The organism is Paenibacillus sp. FW507-14B1B (assembly GCF_058781425.1).
Genome location: NZ_JBYSWS010000002.1, coordinates 1,186,212 through 1,199,959 on the forward strand (window position 1 = coordinate 1,186,212; position 13,748 = coordinate 1,199,959).

Consider the following 13,748-nt stretch of genomic DNA (forward strand, 5'->3'; position numbering starts at 1 on the left):
CCTTGTTAGCCTGCTTTTAAATGACACGAATAACGATTGTCATCAAGCAATATGCTCACTTTAACCGACATAACGTGTCGGAAGCCGATATCCCCTACTTGGACAGCAAGAGCTGTGTTCAAGGAACTGCTCCGGAGCGAACTTCAACAGCCTGTTTCTGTAGAGACGCTCTCAATCATTGACGTCTCCTCCCTGTAAAGAGGCACTGCCTACTCTTCTCCATCAACGCATTTATATTGTTCAACTTATATAGCCTATATTATATTCAATTATGTCTAACATGACAAGTTCATATGCCTAATTCGCCGCCTGATAAAGCGCCATATTATTGATCAATAAGCGTCTCGGTTTCTTGAACAAGCTGTCGAAGAATATCTACACCCTGACGCGCGCTTTCTTCGTGTACTGAGAGAAGAGTCATAACCTGATCAATTCTAGACTTGTAATCCTTCGGCGCAATAAGAAAGTCATTTACCAGTGCCACCGCTTTTTTCTCATTCACACAATATTGCTCATTCTTAGCAAATAACACTTGATTCAAACAAGATATTGTCCGGAAACAACAACCTGCAACATACGAACTATCATCTTTGTAAACATTGCTAATTGCATGTTGTAAAGAGAATGCGGCTTCAAACCTGAAATATCCAATTAACGCATTCTTCAAAGCTTCCGGATAGGGAGTTGTCTTGGATTTCAGTTGTGCTATCCGCCTCTTCGGGTCAGATAAAACTTTACATATCGATATTTCACCCATATACATTACATTCAGAAAACCGTGCGGATGACCAGCATGATAATGTGTCGAAACCTCGCCTGTTATACAATCGCCTACCACCTGCGACACTCGATTGATGTCACGAAGAATCAAGTCCACATGATAGCCCTGTACAACTACCCATCCTCCCGCATTCACCCAAGGCCCCCATCCACCGATCGATGTAACTAAGCCCTCTCTTTGTTCATCATCCAGCTTGGAAGCGATACGATTAATATCTTCAATATTAAACCCTAAAGACATGTCGTAATATATTCCAATATCGATATCAGAAGTTGGTCCGTGATTTCCTCGGGCCCTTGATCCACCCAGAACAATCCCTACGATACCTGGTAAGCCATTCAGTGCGGTTGTGACATGCTGCACAATCTCATCTGCAACCATTTGGATCAACTCCTCAACTAGTGGTTCAGGCTCAATGAATATTAGGCACCATGCTCAGGTTCAGTCTGAGCATGGTGCGAGGTATCGTTAACCGCGCAGCTGTTCCAGCTCCTGTCGAAGCGCCCTAATTTCCGATAATTGCTGGGCTTCTTGATCACCGCTATCCGGTGTCCTTTCCAGAAGCTCCTGAATTCTGAACTCCAGCTCCATCCGCCGATTTTCTTTTTGGCTGTCTCCTCTGATCACATGAACTCGGGAATTCTGCTCCTCTTCCTCTTCGACACTGCCCTCAAACCATACAGCTTGCTCTCCCTTATTTAATGTAAGGAGACGATTCGCAAGCTTACGCACCAGATAACGGTCATGGGATACGAGCGCTATGGCGCCCGGATAATCTCCAAGTACCTGCTCAATCACTTCTCTCGTATCTACATCAAGGTAATTCGTCGGTTCGTCAAGAACTAAGAGATGGGCTCCACTGAAATACAGTTTAAGAAAAGCAGCTCTGCACTTCTCCCCCATGCTTAAATCACCAATCTTCTTAAACACATCATCTCGGCTGAATAGAAAACAACCAAGAAGCGTTCTTGCGCGGCTCTGAGTCATATCCGGTAGAACCAACAAACTGTCGATTAGTGTGCTATCAACATTTAATCCGCTCAGTTCCTGCGAGAAATAACCAATTTTCAAGGCAGGATGCCTTACGATCTTGCCTTGATTCGGTTCAATCTCACCCATTAGTAGCTTAAGCAGCGTTGTCTTCCCACTTCCGTTCGGCCCTCGAATCGCCAATCGATCCCCACGAGATAATTGAAACTGAAGCTTAGTGAATAAAAATTGATCACCATAACCAAAACCCATATCTTCCACACGAATTAACATACGGGCGCCTAAGGCTTCCCCACTCAACTTCATGTTCAGTTTTGGACCATTTCGCGGCTTATCCACTGCCTCTGCATCAAGACGTTCGAGTTCCTTTTGCTTGGCATGATAACGAGAAATGTTCTTTTTGGCTTTAGCCTTGTAGAAACTTGCTGTAATTTTCACTTCATTCTGATGACTCGCTGAATTATGTGCCTGATGAAACCATTCCTGATAGCTGCGGATGGACTCTTCAAGCGCCTTCCGGGCTAATTCCTGCTTCCGGTTCAGCGCTTCCTGCTCTCGTAATTCTCGTTCTTTCTCTTGCCGATATGCAGAGTATCCTCCCTTATATCGCTTCAATCCCTCGGACGTTAATTCACACGTGGCTGTAGCCACCTTATCCATGAATTCACGATCATGGGAGACAAATAATACCGTCCCCTTGTAAGCCAAAAGCCACTGCTCAAGCCATATTAAACTCTCACTATCCAGATGATTCGTTGGTTCATCTAGGATAAGGAGCTGCGGCTCTGATACGAGCAGGGAAGCTAAATGAGTACGTGTCTTTTGCCCTCCACTCAATTCCTTGAAAGGAATATGCCATAGCTGGGGACCGATCCCAAGCATACCCATCGCCTTCTCCACTTCAGTTTCCCACTGAAAACCATTTCTTGTTTCATATTGGTCCAATAAATCCCCATACTTCTCAAGCAGCTCTGCCCCTTCATCATGACTTGTAAGCTGCATAGACTGTTCCAGCTCAGCCATTTGATGCTTCATTCGCCACAGCTGTTCATTGCTCTCCCGCCGAACCGTTTGAAGGGCTGATAGACTGTCCTCCGACTCGTCCTGCTGCTTAAGCCACCCGAAGCGATCGCGAGAAATTCTAACCTCTACATGCCCCGTGTTAGGATTGCGATCACCCGTCAAAATAGACAAAAGTGTTGATTTACCCGAACCGTTTCTACCAAAGAGAGCTACACGCTCTCCCTCAGCAATCTCTAATTGGACATTCGAGAACAACTGAACTCCCTGCATTTCAATGCTTATATCTGATGCTTTTAATATAGTCGTCATATTCCTCATCCTTTCCAAGTGAAAACTCACAAAAAAACCGCAGACGGCTGTCTGCGGCGGATGATAGGAATTGTATATCTGAAAATAATTATGAGGCTCTAGGGAATATTTCAAAGGCTGCTCATTCCACACACAGCCGCTTCTTAGATACATCAAAGAAGCAAAAATTCCAGAACAAGTCTCAATCGATTCATACGAAGTCACCGTATCATCTTTTTCAGACACACCAAATCTTCCTCTCTACCGCCGTAGAGAAAACGCCTGCATAACATCTCGCAGTTGTCGAAAGAAAAAGGTGTCTTACTTCATCGGATTCGGTTACCTCACATTTCTTGGAATGAATTGGCCCCATTATACAATATGCTCTCCTCATTGTCTACCCGCTATTTCCTATATCAATTCAGATTGACGCCAATGCCCAGTCTTAGGGCCTTACGCCAATAATACCCTGCAACGCCTATGTCAAAGATCGCCAAACCCATGGGATTGAAAAATACAGTCCCTTGTACTTCACTGTTCAAAAGCACATCACGACATACCACATCAGCAAGCGTGATAACATCCGTAGACTGCAACCCATATTTGAGATGAAGCTGTTCCACATCCGTATTCTCACGGCATACTTCCTTCCAATCATCTACCACGATAGATTGAACGTCCACCATACAATCAGCAATATAATCCCGAAGGGATACGCCAAGCAGCAATGCTCCATTTTTCGGAGCTTCGTCAATATAGCGTTTATTCGAAACCGTACAAGTAGCTATAACATCGGATTCCCGATATGCTGTTTGCCAACGATCTGCGATGACTGTAATATTCCTTAGTTCCGCTTTGACCGTCGACAGCTCAATCCCTCTGAGGTCATATAAAGTAACTCTCTCCAGCCTTTCTCCAAGGAGAGCGGCACACATATCAAGATGGAGCCGACCGATAGGTCCCCATCCGATGATACCTAGCTTGATTCTTTCAGTCTGTCTAGCCTCAACGTACGCGTCGAGCATAACTCCACTTACAGCTGCTGTCCGAAGTCCACTCAATAGCCCACTATTGAGAAATGCTAGCGGCTCACCTGTCGTTGCATCATTCAAAATGAGCGTGTTATGCGCTCTCGGCAGTCCGTGGAGATGATTATTCGGAAAGCTTGCAATCCATTTCATCCCGGCCAGATCATGTGCCCCTCCGACATAAGCCGGCATCGCAATTATCCGATTTTCTGGATTTTTGAATCTTAAATAAGGTTTTAAAGGATGTACACAATTCCCCTCATCCTGCGTTCGCATGACATCCCGTATGATATCTGTTAACTCACGCCAGTTGATTCCAAGCGTCTGAATATGTGTATCATTCAAGTACAACATACACTATTCCCCCTGCATCTTTCGAGGCGAGAAACCCAGCTTCCGCTCTACCCAATCGTCATTAAATACCGTATCCAAATACCGCTCCCCCCGATCAGGCAAAATAGCGACACAAACGGATCCTTTTGGAATATCCGCTTTTATGTTAAAGATTGCTGAAATCACTCCACCTGAGGATGCCCCCGCCATAATCGATTCCTTATCGATTAATTGTCGACAGCCCTCTACGCAATCCCGATCCGATACATACTGCACCTTATCTGCAATCCCCTGCTCAAAAAGCCCAGGGACGATGCCTGCGCCCAGACCCGGGAATTGACGTGGCCCCTTCACCCCTCCAAATATAACGCTTCCTGAGGCGTCAACTGCGATAACCTTTGTTGGTAACTGATTAGACTTGATATAATCCGAGCATCCGCGAATCGTACCACAAGAACTCACACCACAAAACAAATAATCCACAGTGTGAAGAACATCGCATATTTCCTTCATCGTCATTTCGGTATGAGCTAGACTGTTGTCTGTATTTCCATACTGATTCGTCCAATAAGCATGTGGAATTTGTTCAACTAGCTCTTGAACACGGCGTATACGAGCCGGAAGAAATTCTCCTGTCTGTTCGTCGGGTTCGCTTACAAGATCAATCTCTCCTCCGAAGCTACGAATGATGCTCTTGTGCTGCTCTGTCGTCCGGGGATCTACAACACATATAAAGCGTAATCCCAAATAGCGACATAATTGAGCCAGACTAATGGCTAAGTTGCCTGAACTGGATTCTACTACAACACTCTGCTCTGTAATTTCCCCTCTGCTTATCGCTTCTTTCAATAAGTAAAGTGCAGGTCGATCCTTCGCGCTACCTCCTGGATTCATCCCTTCTAACTTTCCGTAAACATCAAAAGACTCCCCTTGAAACAATCTAGACAATCGAATGAGCGGTGTGCATCCAACGGCGTCAACAATTCCTCCTTCAAGCTTCATTTAAGACCCCTCAACTTTGTCATAATAAATTTTTTTGTGTTTAATTCTACTGCGCTGCTCATCATCATCAAAGCTGCCCCTCACCACTTGAATATGGCCCAGTATTCCTGAATGAATCATGGACCCAATGGCAGGTATACGTTCTTCCAACGCTTGCTTTAACGCTTCGAGAACCTCTTCGGAGCTGGAATGGATGGTATCCGAATTTATAGAATCATGACCTTTAGGATTATAAACAATCACCTTCAGCCTATTTCCTTCTACATGAACTCGTACACTGCTCATCTGTCCCAAATGTTGATTAACAACATTCTCAATATCGTATACACTTATTTTCTCACCATGCTTCAAATCAGGTCCGATCCGCTTCACAATACTTTGAAAGCTCATTCTCTCCATGCCATCTACTAGCATCGGACGTAGATCACGCACTACATCATATGTTACGTAACGAATGGCAGGAAAAGCCTCTCTTACAGATGAGGTTAGAACGAGCACTTGCTCATCACCAGGTAAAGGATCAAGCCCGTCTTCGAGCACCTCTGTCCCTATACCCTCAGCAATGAGTCCATCGGCAAACAAGTAACGCCCATGTTCCGGTGAATAATATGCCAACGTCCCAATTTCAATTGACCCGTACGTATCCGTAATCTGATCTTCTGTAATACCTAAGCGTTCAGCAACTTGACGTATCCAACCCCGAGGAGCCATTTCACCAACGAGAATGACATGCTTGATCCCATACAATTCTGGACGTTCGGAGCGCAACAGAATTCGCTCTAAAATAGAAGGCATCGTGTAGAGCACCTCTGGCTTAAAATGCTGTAACCGTGCTAAATGCCCCTCAATAGGAAGCGTAAAAGGAATAGAATCGACCTCAAAACCCAGCTTCCTGAACACTTCTAAAGCTGTCGCCTCTGCATGCCCTGTTCCCATATCAGCTAGTGCCTTTGTATAGCCCGATGATCCTAAAATAGTGCGGAATACATCCAGCTTGATTCTCATATACGACTCTTCATCAGCTTTAGAATAATAAATGCTCTTACGTCTACCCGAGCTCGTACCGGAGGTGCGATATTCATAAAGACCACTTAATTTAATAAGCGGGTTGTCTGAGGCATAGTAATGCTGTTCTAAAACAGACGCCGTCATAAGTGGAAGTTGTTTCAATTCGATCTCTTTGTCCTTCTTCAAAGGTCCAAGCCATGAGATATACCAAGGGCAATAACTACTCATCCGCCCAACGATCTGATTAATACGATATGACGAGACCATAGCCTGGCCTCCTCTCCCATAAGGTACAGTTGCCTAAATACACAATCCACTGTATGCAAGGGATAAGCATCTTGTTCATACGACGACATCCAGTAAGTAAAAATATAAGCATTAATCATTCATGCGTAGGCTGCGAACCATACAACCCCATTGTTCCGACCGTATAATGGACTGTTAAGCTACTCACACGCCTATTACAAAAGAAAGGAGATCGATATGACTAAAAGAAATTTAGTAAGTAAAATGCTCAAAACTAAGCTTTTACTAAGCAGTCCGGAACTTGCGAAACACATCCCACTCACAAAACATCTGAACCGGTCTATGTTATCCAACATGCTTCATGAGCACAATATGGTCTATGTGAAGCCCGATTCTGGTGCTCAGGGAAAAGGTGTTATCCGAGTCGATAAAATAAAACAAGGTTATCGTTATCAGCTTGGTTTTGATGTACTCACTTTTACAACTTTTGATTCCATGTATTCTTCCATCTCTAAACATTTTGGTAATAAACCATACCTTGTGCAAAAGGGGATCCATCTGCTCAAATATAAAAGGCGTCCGTTCGATTTTAGAGTTATGATCCAGCGTAATCCGAAGCGCATGTGGGAATGCACCGGCACACTCGCACGTCTTGCTCATCCAGGAAAAGCGGTCACCAATGGGAGCCAAGGAGGCACGATCTACGATCCTTCCATATTGCTAGCTTCTTTTGCTGACAAAAAAAAGACTGCAGCTGTGCTGCGAACGATGAATAAACTTGCACATATCACAGCGCTCAAGTTAAGCCAGACAGATCCTCGACTGAACGAGCTCGGTTTAGATATAGCTCTGGACCAGAAGCTTATGCCATGGATCTTGGAAGTAAACACCTCTCCTGATGCAGCGCCATTCTCCCTATTGCCCAATCCCCAAATCATTCGAACCATTGTGGCATACGGCAAAGCCTATGGGAAACAACATCGAACGAAATGCACGAAAGCAAAAAAAGCGCCTATAAGCGCAAAACCATGAACATGAGATTTCACCCGAAATATTTAAGAACGACGGAAGGGGAATATCGAGTGTTCGATATTCCCCTTCCGTCGTTCTGGTATAACAAAAAAAGCCTCCAATGCTATGCTTAGCATCTGGAGACTTGGTTATTTATGAATGGAGCGGGTGATGGGAATCGAACCCACGCTATCAGCTTGGAAGGCTGAAGTTCTACCATTGAACTACACCCGCATAAATAACAATCGGGATGACACGATTTGAACATGCGACCCCCTGGTCCCAAACCAGGTGCTCTACCAAGCTGAGCTACATCCCGTTAACATTTACGCTGTCCTGAAGACAAGAATTAATATACCATGCGATTTAAACATTTGCAACTGGTATTTTAATACAATTGAAAAAACAGGGGGAGTTTCCTTCCCCTTTGTCTTCAAGAAATTAAAAATGCTCTTTCAAAATCCCATGCACCAATTGGACGACTAAAATAATACCCTTGGCCTTCGTGACATTGTTGAATTCGAAGAAAGCTCAGTTGATCCGCCGTTTCTACCCCTTCAGCTGTAACTTTCAGCTTTAGATGATGGGCCATGGTTGCAATGGTTGATACAATTGCCGCGTTATTGTTATCATCTAATATTTCATTAACAAAAGTTTTATCTATCTTTAAACGATCGATCGGAAGGTTCTTCAGATAGTGTAGGGAGCTGTATCCCGTACCAAAGTCATCAATACTAATTCGGACCCCTAATTTTTTCAACCTGTGCATTTGATCCAGTGCCGTATCTTTATCCAGTGTCATTGATTCTGTGATTTCGAGTTCTACATATTTAGGATCGAGTTGAATCTCATCCAAGATGGTTCCAATCCGCTCTGGTAAGTTAGGTTGTATAAATTGTCCTAAAGAAAGATTGATTGATACACAAATCGGCTTGTAGCCTGCCTCTTGCCACTGCTTATTTTGCTGACATGCTTGTCTTAATACCCATTCCCCTAAAGGAACGATAAGCCCGATATCCTCTGCAATGCTGATGAACTCGCCAGGATATACAATACCTCTCTCAGGGTGATTCCATCTTACTAACGCTTCCATCCCAACCACTTGGTTGGTTTCCAACCAGACTAACGGTTGATACTCTAGGAAAAATTCTTCTCGCTCGAGTCCACGCCGCAATTCAGTCTCCATAACGAGCCTCTCCTGAGCCTTTAATTGCATGGAAGGCGTATACCGCTGTATATTAACCTGCTGTCCCTTAATGCCATGTACGGCCGTATCAGCATTCTGAACGAGTTGATCCGCTTCAGTACCGTCTTCAGGATAAATAGCGTAGCCTGCTGAAAGTGATAGGTGATAATCACCTGAACAGAGCTGTACTGGCTCTTTAAATAAATCAATAAAGCTGACAATCCGAGAAATGATGTGTTCGGCAGACCCTCCATTAAAAAGGAGAATAGCGAACTCATCACCTCCCATGCTATAAACTTCTTCTCCATTCTTCACTTCGCCTGTTATACGTTCTGATGCCAACTGTAGAATCCGATCCCCTGCATCACGCCCCAAAGAATCATTAATCGTCTTAAAACGATTGAAATTTAAGACGACTATAGTTACCTCATCTACCTTAGAGCCACTATTTAGTAAGGTATCCATTCGATTTATCAGTCTCCGTAGATTAGGAAGACCTGTAAGATCATCGTGATAGGCAAGGTAGCTGATCTGAGCCTCAGTCAGCATCTGCTCCTCCTCAAACGGACTATGGAACTTTTGTTGGCAGCAACCACGAAGAATCAAGTAACTCCCCACACTTCCACAGATAAGCCCTAATAGATGATTTAAATCAGAAGTGAAGAAGGATTTCATAAATAATATCTGACCCAAGATAAAGAAGCATATTCCCCGGACGAGGAAAGAATACGAGGTTACCTGTTTATATCGTCTATGAAACGCAAATACACCCAATGCGATCAAAAAGATGACAAGGATGCAAGTATCTAACATAATCTTTAACATGGTCGTTCCTTGTTCATTCATAAGCATCGGTAAATGGGACTGCAAGACGAATAACCCTGTTATTACTATCACAATTGCTAACGTACCCATTATAAGCACAGCAGGCTTATGTGATGTCTTAATAGGCTGATCTCTGAAACTAAATATAAACATAACGCCTAACGAAATTACTAATTTTGATAATAGAAGCATCCACAAAGCATTATTCTCAGATATTTTCCACTGAAACAATGGAAAACCAATCATACCTAAGGTATGGATAAGGTCGGGGATCAGTGCACATAGGAACATCAATCCTGTATAAATTCGGTGACGCGACATCGGATTAGAGTTATAAGTCCAAGCTTGGATAAAAACTGCAAAGCCTAAGGCCACGTTTATAACACCAACTACTAAATAGAGGGATGCCAATCCGTGCCAATCTTGAAGCGGTTCATTTGAGGTATGAAAAAAAAGAATCAGGAGGACTGCAACAATAACAGCTATACCGCTTCCCACGGTTTTTCTCTCTTCTGTATTAAAACGCATGTTTAGTTGAACCCCCGTTATGACTATAGATAACAAAATGTAATTCTAAAATAATGGATTCCACGTCTTACACGATTCTCCTGCTTTATTACCATGTAATGGATAATATAAACGACTATTTTCGACAAATTGTCAATAAACATTCTTATTTTCGACAAGGTATGTGCAGTTAACCACCTTTAATTACACAATTATTCGAGATATATGAAAATTCCCAAAGAAAAGAAGCACCTTTCCAATATAGGAAAAGTGCTTCTAATTCCTGAAGGTAAACTATTTATCAAATGTAACCTCTGGTGTTGTCAGCTTATCATAAAACTCGACACCCTTATCCTTATTCGCTGAGGCTCTTAGTGCCATTGCAGAACGAGGATGTTCATCAAGCGTACCTGTAATCATGTAAGGGATGAGGTAACCCCACTCTTCCTTCTCACGAAGTGGAATCATAAAACGTTCAATGATATCAAGCACAGGGCGAAGCGTGTATTTGGTCCCTTTTAAATGGGTAACTAGCAATTCGGTCGGGCAATTACCAGCAGCACGTCCCATTCCATAGACAGACGCATCTAGCAATTCCACTCCATTCTCAGCGGCAACCAATGTGTTAGAGAATGCAAGTTGCATGTTGTTATGTGTATGTACACCAAGACGTTTATTAGGCAAGTGGGTTTTAAATTTATCAACCAAATATTTAAAGTCATTATGATCTAAGCTACCATATGAATCTACAATATAAACAACGTCTACCACACTGTCCTTAATCATTTCAAACGCTTCCAGAAGTTCATTCTCCATCACGTTAGACAAGGCCATAATGTTGATTGTAGTTTCGTATCCGCGATCGTGGAAGGTCTGAACCAGCTCCAACGCTTTGTCTACATCCTTGATGTAACAAGCAACACGGATGAGGTCAAGGAGACTTTCTTCCCGTGGCAAAATGTCATCTTCATCGACGCGTCCGATATCGACGAGTGCTGAAAGCTTTGTTTTTCCTTTTTGAGGAATGACCTCACGAAGGAAATCATCGTTCAGAAAACGCCATGGACCTGCTTGATCGGCACCCTTTAACAGCTTTGGTGAGTTCTTATAACCGATTTCCATATAGTCCACGCCTGCCTCATTAAGGCCAGCATATAAATTTTGTACAAATTCAACGCTAAAATCCCAGTTATTCACTAGTCCGCCATCGCGGATCGTACAGTCTACAATCTTCGTGTTACTACTTTTCATCCAAGCTAAACTCCCTTCACCCAAGTTTTCTCTTCATCATACTTGAACGGCTGCTTAAAAGTAAAGAAAAAAGTCCGCTGTTAGCGGACTTTATCGAATTCAAGCTTCATTATTATATTCTTCGCTTAAGCATAATCGGAAGAACGACTTTTTCCAATCGTCTTCTCTTATTTAAGTGCTAGGCTTCTCTATGATTGGAAGCGTTATCACAAACTCTGTCCCAGCACCTACTTCGCTTTCCACAGCAATTGAGCCCCCGTGATTTTTAATAATACGGTAGCTTACCGACAAGCCAAGCCCTGTACCGCCTTCTTTAGTTGTAAAGAAAGGATTAAACAGATGATTCAAGGTATTCTGATCCATACCGCCGCCGTTATCGGAAATCATGATATTGACGTGCTTCTCATCTTGCTTCAAACCAATCTCAATCATCCCCGTCGTGTGATCATCTTTCTTCTCATCGATCGCATCCAGAGCGTTCTTAATGAGGTTGAGAATGACCTGCTTTATCTGCTTAACATCTACCGATATATAACTAGGACTTTGCTCGGTATGATGAAATATAAGCTGGCACCCCTTCATAAGCGCTTCGCTCTCCGTCAGTAGTACAACCTCTTTCAACAATGAAGCAATCGGAAGAATCGTAGTCTGCGGGGCAGACGGCTTAGAAGAATTCAGAAATTCATATATAATATCATTCGCCCGATCGATCTCCGTTAAAATAATTCGTGCATACTCGTCTTTTCCCAGTCTCATTAAATGCGGCCGCAATAGCTGAATGAAGCCTCGTATGGATGTTAGTGGGTTTCGAATTTCATGAGCAATGGAAGCGGAAATTTTACCGAGCATAGCTAACTTATCATTCTGATAAGCGGTCTGTTCGATTTGTTTAAAATCCGATACATCCTTAACGCTGATTAAAAAATCGCCTTCCATCTGATCACCATACGTCATCGTGATTAACCACGATCTTCCGTATTCATCTAGTAACTCGTGGAATCTTTTTCGGTGAAATACCGTTTCACGAAAGATTCGAAGTATCTTCTTCTTCTTGAATCTGGTGAGCTGAGGATGACGCAATAATTGCGTGAGCGTTGAGCCCGTTAACGATTTACGTGGCACTCCTAACAGCTTGGCCATCTGTACATTTACAAAAGCCAGAACCCCATCGCTATCAAAAAGGATGATCCCGCTGTCGAGATTTTCCAGTATATTCTCGTATTTTGTTCTTACAAGATGATTCGGATGAAAGGATTGAATTTCCTCCAGTTCAGTTCCTCGGAATTCACTCAACAAGATGGCTCCCCCTTTTCTCTAAAAGATGAATACGCCAAACACATTTCATGCAGACAAACTGGTTCTTTTATGCAGAAAATCCAGTACTTGTCTCTACACGTTTTCTTCATGATAGTCACGCCTGCAGGAAAACGTCAATCAGAGATACTGTCGAATATGATCGTATCTCAAAAAAACGAGTTTAACGTTTACTTCTTCGCAACTACGGCTGTGTGTTTAGTATGGCATCTTTACGAGATATGGCTGCCAATCTGCTTTCGATCTGTTCGAACTAATCTCTCAACGAAAAAGCCCTCTTGACGGAGGGCTTACCATGTAGGTTAGGCTTTTTGCTGAAGCCGAAGTCGCCGTTGACTCATTACTGCAAGTCTTCTTTTTAACTCGCCTTGCCACTTCTCGTCTTGCATCCACTTCGCAACAACTAACAAATCAAGAGACATGTCGATCTGACTTTGGACAAACTCATGTTCATCATCGGATTCCCGGTTCACTACATTCTCAAAGATCGTTGCCTCATCTTCCATAACGTAGTCCTGAAAATCCACGTGTTCCGCACCATCTCCATGCGCGTATTCAGCCAAAATTTCATATTCATTCTCGACTCGATAATGAACTTCAACCCGTTGGCATACCGGACAAAACAACAGGGGAACATTATGCACTTGAGTTCGATAATGCTTCAACGTACCTTTTGTTCCCACCATACTAGCCCCACAGCAAAAACTCATATCGTTCACCCTCCCCTGTTTTTGAATATTGTTAGAACATTGTATTCGCTTTCATTGCTTGTAATTCCTTCAATATTTAACGCTTTGTAAAAAATTGGTTCAATTGTCCTGCCCTCAAGTAAAAAGGCCTACACATATGTGATATATGTTATATATCAACCATTTTGGCAGAATTAAACGTCTGTAAAACATTTTTTTCAAAAAAACCCCACTGTCTGTAAAATAACAGACAATGAGGGTTCATT

The 13,748-nt window shown here is 43.0% G+C and carries 10 protein-coding genes, 2 tRNA genes and 1 other annotated feature (1 of these 13 only partly in view); of the genes, 1 reads left to right on the forward strand and 11 read right to left on the reverse strand.

From position 1 onward, the window contains the following. Positions 1–235, reverse strand: a binding site (T-box leader); it reaches 28 nt to the left of the window's first position. Between the two features lie 90 nt (positions 236–325). The 5 genes from AC3WJJ_RS14065 to AC3WJJ_RS14085 all read right to left on the reverse strand — a co-directional run bounded on the left by AC3WJJ_RS14065 (position 326) and on the right by AC3WJJ_RS14085 (position 6,720). Then, a complete protein-coding gene (locus tag AC3WJJ_RS14065) occupies positions 326–1,162 on the reverse strand; it encodes a nucleotidyltransferase domain-containing protein (protein WP_492541500.1) in 837 nt (278 codons plus the stop codon). 87 nt (positions 1,163–1,249) lie between these two features. Continuing rightward, entirely contained in the window at positions 1,250–3,103 is a 1,854-nt protein-coding gene (abc-f, locus tag AC3WJJ_RS14070; protein WP_492541502.1) for a ribosomal protection-like ABC-F family protein, read from the reverse strand. A 395-nt stretch (positions 3,104–3,498) separates the two neighbouring features. Continuing rightward, a complete protein-coding gene (locus tag AC3WJJ_RS14075; RefSeq protein WP_492541504.1) occupies positions 3,499–4,464 on the reverse strand; it encodes a 2,3-diaminopropionate biosynthesis protein SbnB in 966 nt (321 codons plus the stop codon). A 3-nt stretch (positions 4,465–4,467) separates the two neighbouring features. Then, entirely contained in the window at positions 4,468–5,445 is a 978-nt protein-coding gene (gene sbnA / locus AC3WJJ_RS14080; protein WP_492541506.1) for a 2,3-diaminopropionate biosynthesis protein SbnA, read from the reverse strand. After that, complete coding sequence (locus tag AC3WJJ_RS14085) at positions 5,446–6,720, reverse strand: phenylacetate--CoA ligase family protein (RefSeq protein WP_492541508.1); 1,275 nt, start codon at positions 6,718–6,720, stop codon at positions 5,446–5,448. Between the two features lie 216 nt (positions 6,721–6,936). On the opposite strand from AC3WJJ_RS14085, the gene AC3WJJ_RS14090 reads away from it, so the two are divergent. Beyond that, on the forward strand, positions 6,937–7,731 hold the full coding sequence (locus AC3WJJ_RS14090; RefSeq protein WP_492541510.1) for a YheC/YheD family protein: 795 nt from the start codon (positions 6,937–6,939) through the stop codon (positions 7,729–7,731). 139 nt (positions 7,732–7,870) lie between these two features. Here AC3WJJ_RS14090 and AC3WJJ_RS14095 read toward each other — a convergent pair. From AC3WJJ_RS14095 to AC3WJJ_RS14120, 6 genes are all read right to left on the reverse strand, one after another. Next, positions 7,871–7,944 (reverse strand) — tRNA-Gly (locus tag AC3WJJ_RS14095). 11 nt (positions 7,945–7,955) lie between these two features. Further along, positions 7,956–8,029: transfer RNA gene (locus AC3WJJ_RS14100), tRNA-Pro, on the reverse strand. A gap of 114 nt (positions 8,030–8,143) precedes the next feature. Next, a complete protein-coding gene (locus AC3WJJ_RS14105) occupies positions 8,144–10,249 on the reverse strand; it encodes a bifunctional diguanylate cyclase/phosphodiesterase (protein WP_492541512.1) in 2,106 nt (701 codons plus the stop codon). Positions 10,250–10,522: 273 nt separating this feature from the next. Next, complete coding sequence (locus tag AC3WJJ_RS14110; RefSeq protein WP_492541514.1) at positions 10,523–11,479, reverse strand: aldolase catalytic domain-containing protein; 957 nt, start codon at positions 11,477–11,479, stop codon at positions 10,523–10,525. Positions 11,480–11,650: 171 nt separating this feature from the next. Further along, entirely contained in the window at positions 11,651–12,775 is a 1,125-nt protein-coding gene (locus AC3WJJ_RS14115; RefSeq protein ID WP_492541516.1) for an ATP-binding protein, read from the reverse strand. A 320-nt stretch (positions 12,776–13,095) separates the two neighbouring features. Continuing rightward, entirely contained in the window at positions 13,096–13,503 is a 408-nt protein-coding gene (locus AC3WJJ_RS14120) for a hypothetical protein (RefSeq protein ID WP_422658001.1), read from the reverse strand. Between the last annotated feature and the right edge of the window lie 245 nt (positions 13,504–13,748).